Genomic DNA, 16,111 nt, shown 5'->3' with positions numbered 1-16,111 from the left:
GGGCGGCCCCTCTCCGCTTCCCGTCCGTACTTCCCAGGGAGAACTACCATGACGAGCCCGAAAATCGCCTTCATCACCGGTGTCAGCAGTGGAATCGGCCTGGCCACCGCGCGGACCCTCGCGCAGCAGGGCGTCACCGTGTTCGGCTGCGCGCGCGACGAGAAGAACGTCACCGCCACCGTGGACGAACTGCGTGCCGCCGGCCACCGCGCCGACGGTGTCTCCTGCGACGTCACCTCCACCGAGCAGGTACAGGCCGCTGTGCGCACGGCGGTGGACCGCTTCGGCCGCATCGACATTCTGGTGAACAACGCCGGGCGCGGGGGTGGTGGAGAGACGGCGAAACTCGACGAGTCGCTCTGGCTCGATGTAATGGACACCAATCTCAACAGCGTTTTCCGGGTCACGAGGGAGGTGCTGGCCAATGGCGGTATGGCCGACGCCGGGTGGGGGCGCGTCATCAACATCGCCTCGACCGCAGGCAAACAGGGTGTCATGCTGGCGGCACCGTACACGGCGTCCAAGCACGGGATCATCGGCTTCACCAAGTCGGTCGGCTTCGAGCTGGCGACCAGCGGCATCACTGTGAATGCCGTCTGTCCCGGCTATGTGGAGACGCCGATGGCCGTTCGCGTCAGGCAGGGGTACGCGGATTACTGGGGCATTACCGAGGGGCAGGTACTTGAAAGGTTTAACAGCAAGATTCCACTGGGGCGCTACTCGACGCCCGAGGAGGTGGCTGGACTTGTCGGTTACCTGACCAGCGACGCGGCGGCATCGATCACCGCTCAGGCCCTCAACGTCTGCGGCGGCCTGGGCAACTACTAGTGTCCTGAGTCGTTAGTTCGTGTGCAGTATGCGGCGAGGGTGTCGAGGATGTCGTCGGCGGGTTTCGTCCAGGTGAACGGATTCGGGTTCTTGTTTCCACACGTTGATCCAGCTGCGGATGTCCCGTTCGAGTTCGAGGACGCTGCGGTGGATCGAGCGGCGGAGTTCGCGGCACGTCAGCTCGGCGAACCAGCGTTCCGACGAGGTTGCGCCAGGACGCGGAGGTGAAGTGAAGGCGGAAGCGGGGGCGTCGCATCAGCCGTTTCTTGACCGGCTCGGTCCTGTGGGTGGCGTAGTCGTCCGGGATCAGGTGGAGTTCGAGGTCTTTGGGGACGGCGGCGTCGATGACTTTCAGGAAGCGGAGGAACTCCTGGTGGCGGTGGCGGCGGTAGTGCTGGGCGATGACGGAGCCGGAGGTGATGTCCAGGGCGGCGAACAGGCTGGTCGTGCCGTGCCGGACGTAGCCGGAGGTCATCTTCGCCCGGCGTGGTCGGCGCCATCGGCAGCACCGGCTGGGTTCGGTCCAGGGCCGGCATCTGCGACCTCTCGCCACCGTCAGGACCTGGGCGTACTCCGGCGGTGACAGGTAGATGCCCACCACGTCGCGGACCTTGGCCACGAACTGGGGATCGGTCGACAGCTTCCACGTCTCCACGATGTGCGGCTTGAGGCCGAACGCCCGCCAGATCCGCGAGACAGTCGACTGTGACATGCCCTCCGCCCCGGTCATCGAACGCCTTGACCAGTGCGAATCACCCGACGGAGGCGGCTGGCCGAGCGTCCTGGCGACCAGGGCCTCAACCTGCTCCTCCGTGATCTGCCGCGGCGCACCCGAACGCGGCCGGTCCACCAGGCGTGCGACCGGCCCTCCGCACACGCCAGCACGATCCTCGACCGCAGCACCAGCGCCTGCGAAGCGGTCTGCTTACGCAACCAGCCCCGCATCACCCGGCGTTCATGATCGGCAGCTCCAGCGGCAACGGCTTCGGACCAGGCATCACCCCACCCTGCAACTGCAAACGAACTAACGACTCAGGACACTGGTGCCATGTGAATGACGTCCTTGGGCGGTGTCTTGGGGTGCGGTTGAATGGCATATGCCTGCCGCCCTGCCATTGGCCGTGTCCGATGCGGACCGTGAGGTTCTGCGTTCGTGGGTCCGCTCGCCGTCGTCCCCGTCGGGACTGGTGACGCGGGCGCGGGTCGTGCTCCTCGCCTCGGAAGGCACGTCGAACACCGAGATCGCGCGGCGGCTCGAGCTGTCCCGGCAGACGGTGGTGACCTGGCGTGGCCGGTACCGCTCGGCCGGCCTGGCCGGGCTTCAGGACCGGCCGCGCGCGGGCCGGCCCGGCACCGTGGACGAGGCCGAGGTGGTGGTGCGGACCCTGGAGGGCCCGCCGGAAAGACTGGGTGTGACCCACTGGTCCTCCCGGCTGCTCGCCGCCGAACTGCACCTTTCCAACGTCGCGGTGGCCAAGGTCTGGCGCAAGTGGAAGATCCAGCCCTGGCGGAGCGAGACGTTCACGTTCTCCACCGACCCGGAACTCAAGGCCGAGGTTCGCGACGTGGTCGGGCTGTACCTGGCCCCGCCGAAGAAGGCGGTGGTGGTCTGCGTCGATGAGCAGCCGCAGATCCAGGCGCGGGACCGGACCGCCCCGATGCTGCCGGTCCGGCAGGACCTGGCGAAGCGGCGCACCCACGACCACGTCCGCCACGGCACCACCACCTTGTTCGCCGCCCTGGACGTCGCCACTGGGAAGATCACCGCCGACGCCTGCCACGACCGGCATCGCCACGACGAGTTCCTGCGCTTCCTCAAGCAGGTCGCCAGGGCCCACCCCGGAGTGAAGCTTCACGTGGTCGTCGACGACTACGCCACCCACAAGCACCCCCGCGTGAAAGCGTGGCTGGCGAAGCACCCGAGGATCACCCTGCACTTCACCCCGACCTCCTGCTCCTGGCTGAACCTGGTGGAGATCTTCTTCGGCATCATCACCCGCCAGGCCATACGCCGAGGCACCTTCCCCTCGGTCGCCGACCTCACCGACGCCATCCGCCGCTACATCGACGCCCACAACGACCGCTGCCCGCCGTTCACCTGGACCAAGACCGCCGACGAAGTCCTCGAACACGCCACACCCAAACGTCCAAGGACTTCGTTCACGCGACACTAGCTGTCACCCGCGTGGCGCGATGTCAGTTTCGGGGTGAAGGGCGAGGTCACAGCTTCGTACTGTGGCCTCGTCGGCCGTAAGGGGCTTCTGTTTTGCGCCGGTTCCAGGCAGACTCAAGTGCTCCGGACAACGATGCGGCCAGAGGTGGGGGCTTGACTGACTGGCTGCCGGATTCTTACGGTGGGAAAGGTTGAAGGCTGGATAGTCCGGTTTTGGCGGAAGCGTTAAATCTTCAGTGTGGAAGAAGCCTCGACCAAGATTCCTGCTTTAAGGATTCTTTGCACGTCCTGGGATTGCACTGGTGGCCATTGCGCTCCATAGGGGGACTCGTGAGCATACGTTTACTAGGGGAACTGGACGCCAACCTGAACGAGCAGTCGGTCACTCCGACTGCGGCGAAACCACGTCAAGTTTTGGCGCTGCTGGCCCTGAATGCGGGCCGTATCGTATCAGTGCCCACACTCATCGAAGAACTGTGGGGGGACCACCCACCGATGAGCGTACGTACAACGCTGCAGACGTACATTCTGCAGTTGCGCAAGCTGATTGACTCAGCGCTCACGGCCAAGAACCGCGGTCGGGCCAAGGGAATCCTCGTCACCCGCTTCGACGGCTACCTCCTCGACATCGACCCGGAGAGCGTGGACGTACGCGTCTACGAGCGCTTCGTCGAGGCCGGCAACCGGGCGATCGAGCACTCCGACGACGAGGCCGTGTCCCAGTACCTGGGCAGGGCACTGGCCGAATGGCGGGGCCGCGCGCTGGCCGACGTACGGATCGGGATGCCGCTGAGCATAGAGGTCGCCCGGCTGGAGGAGAGCCGGCTCAACGTGCTGGAGAGCCGGATCGGCGCCGACATCCGGCTCGGCCGACACCACGCGGTTCTCAGTGAACTCACCGTGCTGACCGCCCAGCACCCGATGCACGAGAACCTCTGTGCGCACTACATGGTCTCCCTGTACCGGGCAGGCCGGCAGTCGCAGGCACTCCAGTCGTTCCGGACCCTGCGCGACACCCTGAACAGGGAACTCGGAGTGGAGCCGTCCATCCGGCTGCAGAAACTGCAGCGGGCCGTGCTTCGCTCCGCCCTCGACCTGGAAGTCCAACTGCAACCTGACTCGCCGCCGTTGAACGCAGAGGCATGGGACACCCGGAACATCGGCCGACCGTCCGACCGATCAGACACCCGAAGGCTTCTCGCCACGACGAATGGGGGCGCCGCATGGCAGCGGTAAGCACGGACCAGTACGTCGACATCCTCCGGTTCTACGCACATCAGATGAGCCTGCTGGACGCGCAGGACGTCAAGGCCTACGTGAAGACGTTCACCGAGGACGGTGTGACCCACCACGTCCACCGGGGGCAGTCGCTCGACGGCAGGGCGGCGATGCTCGCCCACGCCGAGCAGGCGCTGCCGAGGTACCGGACTGTCGTGGTTCGGCACTGGAACGACCACTACCTGATGGACCGCGCCGAGGACGGCAGCATCGCCGTCTCCTACGGGTCGCTCGTCACCCTCACCGGGGCGGAAGGGGTCACCCGGTTCGAGTCGAGCTACGCGGTCAGCGACGTCCTTGTCCGGGAGGGCGGCGAACTGCTGGTCAAGTCGAGGTCGCTCGTCCGCGACGAGCCCGCCGAGGGCTGAGCGGGCCTGCCGGTGGATCTGGCCGGCAGGCCCTGGCGTCAGGGGCAACTCGGCGTCGGCGCCTGCTGGGTCCGCTGCATCGAGCTGCTGGTGGCGAACGTGGCCAGAACGTTGCCGGCCGGGTCGTAGTACGAGGCCTTGCCCACCGTGGTGAAGGCGTTCGCCCCCTGCAGGGTCGCCCGGTGCGTGGCACGCAGGGACGCGACGGTCGCTCCCGAACCGTCGAAGAAGCGCTCCGTGACCCGGAAGGAGAATGTGGCCGGTCCCGTCCGTGTCCACCTCCCGCTGCCCTCGGCCCCACCGTCGGGGCCGGGCGGCGGCTCCACCAAGCAGACGGTCCCGTTCGGGTGGAAGGAAATGGTGACCTCCACCGTTCCGTCCGGGACGGCCACGGTGCCTGTCCACACGCCGGCGGCCTTCGCCCGGATCTGATGAGCTGCCACGGTCTCCGGGGTGGAGGCCGCCGCGGGTGCGGTGGTCAGGGCGGCGCCGAGGGCGACGGCGATGGCGAGAGGGCCGAGAATCCGTTTCATCTGCTGGCTCCGTTTTCGGTCGGCTGTGGACCGCTTCGACGACAACTGGTGGGGACGCCGGGGGCCGGACGCCGGGGGCGCTCCGGTCACCGCGCGATTGGCTCGGTGCCAGGGTGCGAGCCATCACTCAGGGAAGTCTGGATTCCGCCTTGATCTCACAACTTGCGTGCTACTCACGCTGCTTGACAAGCCGACAGTCAGGATAGGGAGTGCCTTCCGGTCTGCTTCCGACGTGTCTGCGGGACACCTTCGGCCGGAAACCGTCCCACCGTGCCGGCCCGGAGAATCGGGGACCGAAGCTGGCCGCGATCGTTCCTACGTTGGGTCCGGCCCGCCGGGAGACCACCGGCCGGCCGCTGCGATCACACCGCGCAGCTACCGCTCATGGAGGACCAATGACCAACGCGATCGTCGCCGAGGGGCTCAGAAAGAAGTTCGGCACCCATACCGCCCTGGACGGGGTGGACCTGACCGTCCCCGAAGGATCCGTGCTGGGACTTCTCGGGCCGAACGGCTCCGGCAAGACCACGACCGTGCGCGTCCTCGCCACCCTCCTGCGCGCCGACGCTGGACGGGCGACCGTCGCGGGCCTGGACGTGCGGAGCGACGCGGTCCAGCTCCGCCGCAAGATCGGCCTCTCCGGCCAGTACGCGGCGGTCGACGAGGACCTCACCGCCCGGGAGAACCTCCGGATGATCGGCAGGCTCTACCACCTCGGCGTCACCGAGAGCAGCAGGCGTGCCGACGAACTGGTGGAGCGCTTCGACCTCACCGAGAACGCCGACCGCCAGGTCAAGGGCTACTCCGGGGGGATGCGCCGCCGCGTGGACCTCGCCTGCGCGGTGGTCTCCAAGCCCGAGGTGCTCTTCCTCGACGAGCCGACGACCGGGCTTGACGTCCGCAGCCGGATGGCCGTCTGGGAGGTGATCGGCGAGCTGGTGAGCGGTGGCAGCACTCTGCTGCTCACGACCCAGTACCTGGAGGAGGCCGACCAGCTGGCCGACCGGATCACCGTGATCGACCGAGGCCGGGTGATCGCCGAAGGCACCCCCGACGTACTCAAGGACCGGGTCGGCGGAGAGCGCATCGAACTGACCACGGGCAGCGCCGAGGACGCCCGGCACGCCGCTGCCCTCCTCGCCGAACTCGCCTCGGGCGAGCCCACGGTGGAGGAGGCGGACAAGCGGGTGATCGTGCCGGTCAGCGACGGCCCGGCCACGCTGGTCTCCGCGATCCGGCTGCTCGATCAGCAGAACATCCGGCTGGCGGGAGTCACCCTGCGCCGGCCCAGCATGGACGAGGTCTTCCTCGCCCTGACCGAGAACTCCGACACGGCGGCGGCCGGCGGCAAGATCGAGGAGCAGGTCCGTTGAGCGCCTTCACCCAGGCCGTCGAGGACGGCCTCGTCCTCACCAAGCGCAACGTTCTCAAGAACCTTCGCAACCCCGACATCGTGGTGTTCACCAGCGCCGCTCCCATCGCCTTCGCGCTTCTCTTCGGGTTCGTGTTCGGCAGCGCGATCGACGTGCACGGCTCGAACTACCGCGAGTTCATGATCATCGGAATCCTGACCCAGACGATGCTGCTGACCGCCTCCAACACCGGCGTGGGCATCGCTCACGACATGAAGCTCGGCCTCGTGGACCGGTTTCGGTCGCTGCCCATCTCGCAGTCCGCGGTGTTGGTCGGCCGGACCAGCGGCGACGCGGTGAACAACGTTCTCGTCATTATTCTGATGTCGCTGACCGGTCTGCTGATGGGCTGGCGCATCCGGTCCGACTTCCTGGACGCCGCGCTCGCCTTCCTGCTGCTGTTCCTCTTCGCCTACGCGGCCTCCTGGATCACCGCGGCGATCGGTCTGACCGCGAAGTCGCCCGAGGTGCTGGGCAACGTGATGCTCATGGTGCTGCTGCCGCTCACCTTCATCTCGAACTCGTTCGTGCCGAGTGAGGGGCTGCCCAAGGTCCTCCAGGTCGTCGCCAACTGGAACCCGGTGTCCGCGGTCGTCGAGGCGTGCCGGCAGCTGTTCGGCAACATCCCGGCCGGCCGGCCGGAGCCGGAGGTGTGGCCGCTTCAATACCCCGTTCTCTCGGCCTTCCTGTGGGTGGCGCTGATCCTCGTGATCTTCGTACCGCTGTCCATCCGCCGCTACGCGAAGGCCGTGGGCCGTTAGGGACTCTTGCCCGGATCAGGCCGGGCTCGACCCGGACGAAAGAACCTGACCCCGGGTCCGACGGGTGCGCTGGACGCCCGGGGCCCCTGTCCCAGATGAACGAAGGAGATCCATCGTGCGGTTCCTGTTTGTCGTCGGAGGCGGTTCGGCTCCCGTCCACGCCAGCGTGCCCCTCGCCTGGGCGGCCCGTGCCGCGGGGCACGAGGTCCTGGTCGCCTCACCCGAGGAGAACCTCGACCTCGTCACCGGCCTCGGGCTGCCCGCCCGCGGCGTGACCGACCTGGGCATGGGCGACGCCATGCTCAAGGACCGGCAGGGCAACTGGCTGCCCATGCCCACCAGCGAGAGCACCGAGATGGACTTCGCGGGCCGGGGCTTCGCACGGCTCTCGGCGGCCAGCTACCGGGGCACCGAGGAGCTCGCCGAGGCCTGGCGGCCCGACGTGGTGATCGGCGGGGAGTACAACCACGCCGCCCCGCTGATAGCCCACAAGTTCTCCATCCCTCTGGTGAGCCACACCTGGGCCATCTACGACCGCACCGACATCGACTGGCAGGGGGCGACCGACGAACTCAAGCCGGAACTGGCCGCGTTCGGACTGGACGCGATACCGGAACCCGCCCTCTTCGTCGACATCACGCCGCCGACGGTACGGCCCCGGCACGCCGAGCCCGCGCAGCCGATGCGCTGGGCCCCCGGTAACCCGCAGATCGCGCTGGAGCCGTGGATGTACGCCAAGGGCGACCGCCCCCGCGTGGTCATCACCTCGGGGTCGCGCAGCGTCTTCATCCCGGCCCTCGGGCTCGACTTCTTCCGCCCGCTGCTCGGCGGACCCGTCCTGGGCGGGGGCGACGTAGAGGTGATAGTCGCCGCCCCGGAGCCGGTCGCCGCCCAACTGCGCGCCGAGTTCCCGGACGTGAGGGCCGGCTTCGTCCCGCTGGACGTGGTCGCCCCGACGGCGGACCTGGTGCTGCACCACGGGGGCGGGGTCACCGTGATGACGCTGCTCAACGCGGGCACCCCACAGCTGGTCCTGCCGGAGATCCTCGCCTCCGCGATACCGATGCGCCCGGTGGACGAGTTCGGGGCATCCATCACGCTCCCCTCGCACACCGTGCCCGTGGAGGACACCGAGGCCGCGGTGTCGAAGATCCTCAACGACACCTCCTACCGCGCGAAGGCCGGCGAACTCGCCGCGGAGATCGCCTCAATGCCCTCCCAGGCCGAGGTCGTGAAGGTCATCGAGGGACTCGTCTGACCCTGGGCCCGCACGAGGAGGAGGGCCACCCCGCGACCGCGGGGTGGCCCTCCTCCTCGTGTACGGCTCAGAACGAGAGCACCACCTCGCGCACCGCGGAGATCACCTTCTCCTGGAGCTCGACCGGCAGCGACGGATACATCGGCAGCGAGAAGATCTCCTTCGCCAGACGTTCCGTCACCGGCAACGAGCCCTCCCCGTAGCCGAGTTTCGCGAAGCCCGACATGGTGTGCACCGGCCACGGATAGCTGATGTTGAGGGTGATCCCGTAGCCCTTGAGGGCATCGATGATCTCGTCCCGGCGCGGGTGGCGGGCCACGTAGACGTAATAGACGTGCTCGTTGCCCTCGTTCACCGACGGCAGGAGCAAGCCCTTCTCGGCGAGATCGCCGAGCCCCTCCTCGTACCGCCTCGCCACCGCCCGGCGGCCCTCCACATAGGTGTCCAGCCGCGTCAGCTTCCGGCGCAGGATCTCCGCCTGAACCGCGTCCAACCGACTGTTGTAGCCGGGAGTCTCCACCACGTAGTAGGTCTTCTCCATGCCGTAGTAGCGCAGTCGCCGCAGCGAGGCATCCACCGCCTCGTCGTCCGTGACGACCGCGCCGCCGTCCCCGTACGCGCCCAGCACCTTCGTCGGGTAGAAGGAGAACGCCGCGGCCCTGCCCATGGTCCCGGCCAGCCTCCCGTGGTGCCGGGCGCCGTGCGCCTGCGCGCAGTCCTCCAGCACCGCCAGGCCGTGCCGGTCCGCCAGGTCGTTGATCGCGCCCATGTCCACGCACTGCCCGTACAGATGCACCGGCAACAGGGCCCTGGTACGGGGGGTGATCGCGGCGGCCACCTGGTCGATGTCGATCAGATAGTCCTCCTCGCGGATGTCCACGAACACCGGGGTGGCGCCGACGCCGTCGATCGCCACCACGGTGGGCGCCGCGGTGTTCGACACCGTGATCACCTCGTCGCCGGGGCCCACCCCCACCGCGTGGAGCCCGAGCCGCACCGCGTTGGTCCCGTTGTCCACGCCCGTGCAGTGCGCCAGCCCGTGGTAGTCCGCGAACTCGCGCTCGAAGCCGTCGACACTCGGCCCGAGCACCAGTTGACCGGAGCTGAACACCGTGTCGACCGCCTCCAGCAACTCCTCCCTCTCCCGCTCGTACTCCGGCAGGTAGTCCCAGACATACGCAGTCATCGCGGATGGTTCTCCGTTTCGTTTAGGGGTGGTGTTCGTCCCGCGGGCCTTGGCGCTCGACGAACTCGAGCCAGAATCCGTCCACCGCCTCGGCGAGGGACCGACGGGAGCGCCAGCCGAGCAGGTGCTCGGCCGGCGCGGTGTTCACGAGCGACCATTCCTCGGCGGAGTGCTGGATCCCCACGTCCGACCGCTCCCGTACCGACGCGGGCAGGCCGCTGCGCTCGATGAGCATGTCGACCAGCGTGCGGACGGAGGTGCTGTGGCCGCTGCCGATGTCGACGATCTCGCCGGAGACCTTCGAGTCCACGGCCGCCACGACCGCGTCGGCGACGTCGCGTACGTCCACGTAGTCCCGGTGGGCCAGCAACGGATCCAGTTCCACCGCCGCCGGCTGCCCGCCCGCCGCCCACAACTGGCCGGCCACCCGGCCCAGCAGGCTGACGTCGGGGCTGCGGGGGCCCGCCAGATTGGCGATGCGCAATACCATGCCCTCCAGCTCACCCGCCCCGATCCGCTCCAGCACGGCCCGGGTCGCCGCTAGCTTCGCCCGGCCGTACGCGCTGGTCGGACGTGCGGGCGCGGCGACGTCCGACGCTGTCCCGACCCGCATCCGGCCGTACTCCAGTACCGAACCCAGGTGCACCAGCCGTGGCCGGCTCTCCATCAGCGCGAGGATGTCCAGCAGCCGCAGGGTCGGGGCGGCTGCGGCCTCCCACATCTGCGCGTCGGTGTTGCCCCAGATGCTGCCGGTGGAGTTGACGACGGCGAACGGCGCCAGGGCGTCCAGCCGCTCGGCGGACTCCCGCGCCGGCCGCCGCGCGAGGTCGAGGGCGAGGAACGGGCCCGCGACCTCGTGATCGGGCGGCCTGCGGGCCACGACGGCCACCTCCGTGCCGCGGCACTCCAACGCCGCGCACACGTGCCGTCCGACGAACCCCGTGCCGCCCAGGACGACGACCCTGCCATTCGCGGACATGCTGTCCCTTTCTTCGCTGAGAACAGGCCCTGCACAGCGAAGACTGGTACGTGGCGATCGGGATTCACTCAAGCCCCGGCCGGGTTCCAGCGGCGCTCGACGGGCTGGGGCGACCCTGTGGGCGCCGCACCCCCACCTGCCCGGCCAACGGAGGAGTCCCATGTACGGCGCCGACTCAGCGAAGTTCTACCACGCACAGCACACCGCACGGGGCAAGGACTACAGAGCGGAGGCGGAGACGGTCGTCGAGCAGATCCATGCGCGCCTGCCCGGGGCGGCCTCGGTGCTGGACGTCGCCTGCGGCACCGGCGGGCACCTCCCCGCCTTCGTCGAACTGATCGGGCACACGGAGGGCATCGACCTCTCCGAACCGATGCTCGACATCGCCCGCACCGACCTGCCGCATGTGCCGCTGCACGTCGGCGACATGCGCTCCTTCGACCTGGGCCGCACCTTCGACGCCGTCACCTGCCTGTTCGCCTCGATCGGCTATGTGTCCTCCCGTGCGGAGTTGCACGAGACGGTCCGACGCCTCGCGCTGCACACCAACCCGTCCGGGGTGGTCGTCGTCGAGCCCTGGTGGTTCCCGGAGACCTTCATAGACCGCTGGGTCTCCAGCGACGTCATCGAGTGGGAGGACACCACTGTCGCCCGCGCCACCCACACCGTCCGCGAGGGCGACACGTCCCGCATGGAGGTCCACTACCTCCAGGCGTCCCCGACCGGCGGCGTCCGCTACTTCACCGAGGTGCACCGCGCCATGCTCTTCAGCCGCGAGGAGTACGTGGAGGCATTCGAGGAGGCCGGGCTGCGGCCGGAGTACGTCCCCGAAGTGCAGTCGAGGCGCGGCCTGTTCATAGGCACCCGCCGCTGATCCACCGGGCCGCCGCACCTGGTCGGGCACGCAAGCGCTGCTCCGACCAAGTTCGAGCGACGCCCGCCAGCATGCGGTCACGGGCGTTCATCACCGGCGTTCGCCGTCGCACACGAGAGGCACACCCCATGGCCCACCTGCTGCACATCGACACGTCGCCCTCGCCGTACTCCGTGTCCCGCAAGTTGGCGGCCTCCTTCCGCGAGGTGTGGAACGAGGCACAGCCCCAGAGCACGGTGACCTACCGCGATCTGGCCGCCGAGCCCGTTCCGCACCTGGGGGGCGACGGGGCCGCGACCCTCATGGCGGAGCCGCAGACCGATGGGCAGCGCACAGCGGCGGCACTGCACAACGAGCTCGTCGAGGAGATCCTCGCCGCCGACGCCCTGCTCATCAGCGTGCCGATGCACAACTGGACGATCCCCTCCAATCTGAAGGCATGGCTGGACCAGTCCCTCATCCTGGGCCGCACGCTGCCCTACGACCCGCGCGCCAACCCGCTCGCCGGGCGTCCGGCGACCATCGTGCTGGCCCACGGCGGCGACTACACTCCCGGCTCCGAAGATGCGGCCATGGACCACTGCGGCCCGTATCTGCGCACCGTGGTGCAGCAGGTCCTCGGCTACCAGCTGGAGTTGATCACCGCTTCGCACACGGTCACCCCGTTTACCTCCGAGGACCCGGTGGAGCTGGAGAAGGCGGCCGCCTCGCTCCGGGCCGCCGAGGCCGCGACCGTGGAGCGGGCGCGGGCGGTGGCCAACAAGCTGGTGCGGCCCTGACCACGGCGGAACCGCGGACGGCGGCGGCCGGAGCGGGCACCCGAGGTGCCCGCTCCGGCCGCCGCCGTCCGTCGTCCGTGCGGCTCAGCCCCGCGCGCCGTCCTGGGCCCAGGCCGCACGGTGCAGCCGGCAGCTGAGAGTCCGCAGGTGCTCCACCAGCTCGGGCGGCTCCTGCACCTCGAAGTCGAAGCCGAACGCGGCCACCCACACCGCGAGGTGGTCCAGGCTGGTGGAGCCGATGCGGAGCACGCATGTGTGGTCGTCGACCGGCTCCACCACGCCCAGTGACGGAGGCACTTCCAGGGCCACCTCGCCGGCCGAGCCGTGCATGGTGATCACCGCGCGGTAGCGGTACTGGCCGCTGGTGACCGCCGACGCCACATAGGAGGCCATGTCCTCCGAGGGCAGGGGCTTCGGGGTGAACCGCGGCCCGTTGGGGATCCGCAGCGCCATCCGGTCCACCCGGAAGCTGCGCCAGTCCTCCTTGTGGGTGTCCCAGGCCACCAGATACCACCGCTGCCCGTCGTGGACCAGCCGGTACGGCTCCACATCACGCACGGTCGCCGATCCGTCGCGCGCGGTGTAGTCGAATCGCAGCCGCTCGTAGTCCCGCACCGCCGACGCGATGGCGGTCAGCATCGTCGGATCGACCGTGGGGGCGAGCGTCGGCATGGTCACCAGCGCCGCGCTGAGCGCGTTGACCTGATAGCGCAGCCGGGAGGGCAGCACCTGGTCCAGCTTGGCCAGGGTCCGCACGGAGATCTCGGCGATGCCGGTGATCGCGCCGCCGGCCGCGGTGCGCAGCCCGACCGCCACCGCGACCGCCTCCTCGTCGTCCAGCAGCAGCGGCGGCAACGACGCTCCGGCGGCCAGCTGGTAGCCGCCGCCCACTCCTCCCATCGCGTTGATCGGGTATCCGAGGACCCGCAGCTTGTCGACATCACGCCGGACGGTCCGGGGGCTCACCTTGAGGCGGTCGGCCAGATCGGGCCCCGACCATTCCCGATGGACCTGGAACAACGCCAGCAAACGCAGCAGCCGAGCCGAGGTTTCCAACATGGACCGACCTTCTCATCAACCGAGGACAGGAGGTGACCGCGAATGCTCTTAGTGTGGCCATCAGACCGAAGGAGATCTCATGACCATTCTCATCGCCGGTGCCACCGGAAACGTCGGACGCCCCCTGGTGGAGCAGCTGCTCGCCGCCGGACACCCGGTGCGCGCGCTCACCCGCAACCCCGCCAAGGCGAACCTGCCCGCGGGCGCCGAAGTGATCGCGGGGAACCTCTCCGACACGAGCTCCCTGGTCGAGGCCTTCAAGGGGGTCACGGCCGCCCACCTGATCAGCTTCAACGGTGAGGACTTCTCCCCGCTGGAGAACGGCCCGGAGATCGTCAAGCTCGCCAAGGAGTCCGGCGTCCGCAAGGTGACCGTGCTCAAGGGCGACGTCACCAAGAGCCCCCTGGAGGAGGCGGTAGAAGCCGGCGGCCTGGAGTGGACCTTCCTCTCGCCGGTGGAGTTCATGTCCAACGCCCTGGAGTGGACCGAGTCGATCAAGAACGAGGGCGTCGTCCGCGAGGCGTTCGCCCAGGCGAAGAGCGCGATGGTGCACGACGCGGACATCGCCGCCGTCGCCGCCGCCGCCCTTACCTCGGACGGACACGCGGGCCAGGAGTACTGGATCACCGGCCCGCAGGCGCTGACCCCGCCGGAGAAGGTACGCGCGATCAGCGAGGCGCTGGGCCGCGAGGTGAAGTACGTCGAGCTGAGCCAGGACGAGATCGTCGCCGAGTGGCGCCAGACCGGCTACTCCGACGAGGACGTCGAGTTCTTCCTCACGATGCGCACCAACCCGCCGGAGGCCGGCTACACGGTGCAGGACACGGTGGAGCGGGTCACCGGCAAGCCCCCGCGGACCTTCGTCCAGTGGGTCAAGGAGAACGCCGCGGCCTTCACCGCCTGACACCCCACGAACGGGAGCCGAGCGGGCCACCCCCGTCTCGCTCGGCTCCTCCCCTCCCGGAGCGGCCTGACCAACGGCCCTCCCGGCCGGCGCGCACCCCGACCGGGCCCCGGGGGTGCGCGACCCGGCACTGCCCGCACCCCTGCCTGTGACCGTTCGAGCGCGATTGCAGGCGGTATCGAGCCCGGGAATCGATCGTGGGCGGGTCGTCGACCGCAACTCCCGGGGGCTGCCTTGACCACTCGTTCGCGGACGCCCCGGGCAGGGACGGCGGCGCCCCACGACCCCGCTCACCTGCGGATCGCGAGATCCGTGGTGGCGGACACCGGGGCCGGCGCCGCGGGCCGGTTCCACCGGTGGCTCGCTGCACAGAAGCAGCACACTGACATGCTCGTCCGGCAGGTCGCGCTGGAGGACCTCGCCGGCTGGCACGCCGACCCCGGCACCGGGAACCTCGTCCACGAGACGGGCCGTTTCTACTCCGTCGAGGGCCTCGACGTCCACCTGCCCGGCGCCCCTGTCGAACGGTGGCAGCAGCCGATCATCAACCAGCCGGAGGTGGGCATCCTGGGCATCCTGGTCAAGGAGTTCGACGGTGTCCTCCACTGCCTGATGCAGGCGAAGATCGAACCGGGCAACCACAACGGGCTCCAGCTGTCGCCGACCGTCCAGGCCACCCGCAGCAACTACACACGGGTGCACAAGGGGGCCGAGGTCCCCTATCTGTCCTACTTCCGCGACACCTCGCGTCACCAGGTGCTCGCCGACGTACGCCAGTCCGAACAGGGCGCCTGGTTCTTCCGGAAACGCAATCGCAACATAGTGGTCCAGGTGACCGAGGACGTCGAAGTACGTGAGGGATTCAGGTGGTTGACGCTGCGTCAGTTGCATGCGCTGCTCGCGTTGGACGACCTGGTGAACATGGACGCCCGATCGGTCCTGGCCTGCCTGCCCTTCACCGGGCCCGGCCTGCCGCATGTCCTCGGCGCGCCGGCGGACGACTTCACGGCCGCGCTCGTCCGCTCCTGCGACGAGCGTGCCGACGTGCCCGAGAACCTGGCCGACGTGCTGCACTGGATCACCGACGTCCGCACCCGCCGGGACGTCGTCGCCGAGCGGGTCCCGCTGCGGGCGCTGGCGGGCTGGAGTTGGGACGACGGCCGGATCGCGCACGAGAGCGGCCGGTTCTTCCGGGTGGCAGGGGTCGATGTCGCGGCCACCGGACGCGAGGTCCGCGCCTGGGCCCAGCCCATGATCGAGCCCTGCGGCGAGGGCGTGATCGCCTTCCTGGCCCGCAGGATCGACGGCGTCCTGCACCTGCTCGTCCACGCAGCCACGGAACCGGGGTACGCGGACGTCGTCGAACTGGCCCCGACGGTCCAGTGCACTCCGGCGGGCCTCGACGCACTGCCCGCCGGGGCGCGCCCGCCCCACCTGGACGCGGTGCTGAACGCCGCCCCCGAGCGGATCCGCTTCGACGCGGTGCACTCGGAGGAGGGCGGCCGCTTCTACCATGCACGCAACCGCTACCTGATCGTGGAGACGGACGAGGACCACGGGGTCGGCGCCCCGGATCACCGCTGGCTCACCGTGGCCCAGCTGGTGGCCCTGATGCGACACAGCCACTACGTGAACGTCCAGGCGCGCTGCCTGCTCGCCTGCCTCCACAGCCTGACCGCCCGGTCCGGCCCCGTACAGCCTTCCGTCGCCCTGTCGTAA

General features: G+C 69.1%; 16 protein-coding genes. 11 read left to right on the top strand and 5 right to left on the bottom strand.

Translation table 11 applies throughout. From position 1 onward, the window contains the following. The first annotated feature begins 48 nt into the window (after window positions 1-48). Window positions 49-828: an SDR family NAD(P)-dependent oxidoreductase gene (locus QNO07_RS00140; RefSeq protein ID WP_164616399.1), complete on the top strand. Its 780-nt coding sequence runs from the start codon at window positions 49-51 to the stop codon at window positions 826-828. Here the strand turns inward: QNO07_RS00140 and QNO07_RS00135 are convergent. Continuing rightward, on the bottom strand, window positions 797-1,678 hold the full coding sequence (locus tag QNO07_RS00135; protein WP_283989588.1) for an IS630 family transposase: 882 nt from the start codon (window positions 1,676-1,678) through the stop codon (window positions 797-799). The genes QNO07_RS00140 and QNO07_RS00135 overlap by 32 nt on opposite strands. A gap of 247 nt (window positions 1,679-1,925) precedes the next feature. Here QNO07_RS00135 and QNO07_RS00130 point away from each other — a divergent pair, with 247 nt between their 5' ends. The 3 genes from QNO07_RS00130 to QNO07_RS00120 all read left to right on the top strand — a co-directional run bounded on the left by QNO07_RS00130 (window position 1,926) and on the right by QNO07_RS00120 (window position 4,647). Further along, on the top strand, window positions 1,926-3,002 hold the full coding sequence (locus QNO07_RS00130) for an IS630 family transposase (protein ID WP_283989189.1): 1,077 nt from the start codon (window positions 1,926-1,928) through the stop codon (window positions 3,000-3,002). Between the two features lie 329 nt (window positions 3,003-3,331). Further along, window positions 3,332-4,237 carry an AfsR/SARP family transcriptional regulator gene (locus QNO07_RS00125; RefSeq protein ID WP_283989188.1) on the top strand — a complete coding sequence of 302 codons (906 nt, stop codon included), beginning with the start codon at window positions 3,332-3,334 and terminating at the stop codon, window positions 4,235-4,237. Further along, entirely contained in the window at window positions 4,225-4,647 is a 423-nt protein-coding gene (locus QNO07_RS00120; RefSeq protein WP_164616401.1) for a nuclear transport factor 2 family protein, read from the top strand. Before QNO07_RS00125 ends, QNO07_RS00120 begins: the two co-directional genes overlap by 13 nt. A 38-nt stretch (window positions 4,648-4,685) precedes the next feature. Here QNO07_RS00120 and QNO07_RS00115 read toward each other — a convergent pair whose 3' ends face one another. After that, on the bottom strand, window positions 4,686-5,180 hold the full coding sequence (locus QNO07_RS00115; protein WP_283989187.1) for a hypothetical protein: 495 nt from the start codon (window positions 5,178-5,180) through the stop codon (window positions 4,686-4,688). A 395-nt stretch (window positions 5,181-5,575) separates the two neighbouring features. On the opposite strand from QNO07_RS00115, the gene QNO07_RS00110 reads away from it, so the two are divergent. From QNO07_RS00110 to QNO07_RS00100, 3 genes are all read left to right on the top strand, one after another. Continuing rightward, complete coding sequence (locus QNO07_RS00110) at window positions 5,576-6,553, top strand: ATP-binding cassette domain-containing protein (protein ID WP_283989186.1); 978 nt, start codon at window positions 5,576-5,578, stop codon at window positions 6,551-6,553. Beyond that, on the top strand, window positions 6,550-7,353 hold the full coding sequence (locus tag QNO07_RS00105; RefSeq protein WP_283989185.1) for an ABC transporter permease: 804 nt from the start codon (window positions 6,550-6,552) through the stop codon (window positions 7,351-7,353). The genes QNO07_RS00110 and QNO07_RS00105 overlap by 4 nt, the downstream gene beginning before the upstream one ends. A 115-nt stretch (window positions 7,354-7,468) precedes the next feature. Then, on the top strand, window positions 7,469-8,611 hold the full coding sequence (locus QNO07_RS00100) for a nucleotide disphospho-sugar-binding domain-containing protein (RefSeq protein WP_283989184.1): 1,143 nt from the start codon (window positions 7,469-7,471) through the stop codon (window positions 8,609-8,611). A gap of 67 nt (window positions 8,612-8,678) precedes the next feature. Here QNO07_RS00100 and QNO07_RS00095 read toward each other — a convergent pair whose 3' ends face one another. Continuing rightward, entirely contained in the window at window positions 8,679-9,797 is a 1,119-nt protein-coding gene (locus tag QNO07_RS00095; RefSeq protein ID WP_283989183.1) for a DegT/DnrJ/EryC1/StrS family aminotransferase, read from the bottom strand. Between the two features lie 22 nt (window positions 9,798-9,819). Beyond that, window positions 9,820-10,776 (bottom strand): NAD-dependent epimerase/dehydratase family protein, encoded by a 957-nt coding sequence (locus QNO07_RS00090; RefSeq protein WP_283989182.1) that lies wholly within the window; start codon window positions 10,774-10,776, stop codon window positions 9,820-9,822. 160 nt (window positions 10,777-10,936) lie between these two features. On the opposite strand from QNO07_RS00090, the gene QNO07_RS00085 reads away from it, so the two are divergent. Next, a complete protein-coding gene (locus QNO07_RS00085) occupies window positions 10,937-11,650 on the top strand; it encodes a methyltransferase domain-containing protein (protein ID WP_283989181.1) in 714 nt (237 codons plus the stop codon). A gap of 128 nt (window positions 11,651-11,778) precedes the next feature. Continuing rightward, window positions 11,779-12,429, top strand: coding sequence for an FMN-dependent NADH-azoreductase (locus QNO07_RS00080; protein WP_283989180.1), 651 nt, complete (start codon window positions 11,779-11,781; stop codon window positions 12,427-12,429). 84 nt (window positions 12,430-12,513) lie between these two features. On the opposite strand, the gene QNO07_RS00075 is transcribed toward QNO07_RS00080, so the two are convergent. Then, on the bottom strand, window positions 12,514-13,488 hold the full coding sequence (locus QNO07_RS00075; RefSeq protein WP_283989179.1) for a helix-turn-helix transcriptional regulator: 975 nt from the start codon (window positions 13,486-13,488) through the stop codon (window positions 12,514-12,516). Between the two features lie 79 nt (window positions 13,489-13,567). Between QNO07_RS00075 and QNO07_RS00070 the strand changes: the two genes are divergently transcribed. Beyond that, entirely contained in the window at window positions 13,568-14,392 is an 825-nt protein-coding gene (locus QNO07_RS00070; RefSeq protein ID WP_283989178.1) for an NmrA family NAD(P)-binding protein, read from the top strand. 234 nt (window positions 14,393-14,626) lie between these two features. Continuing rightward, entirely contained in the window at window positions 14,627-16,111 is a 1,485-nt protein-coding gene (locus QNO07_RS00065; RefSeq protein WP_502961740.1) for an NDP-hexose 2,3-dehydratase family protein, read from the top strand.

Source organism: Streptomyces sp. 549 (assembly GCF_030124175.1).
Classification (GTDB): Bacteria; Actinomycetota; Actinomycetes; order Streptomycetales; family Streptomycetaceae; genus Streptomyces.
This window is presented reverse-complemented; position numbering and strand designations above follow the sequence as displayed.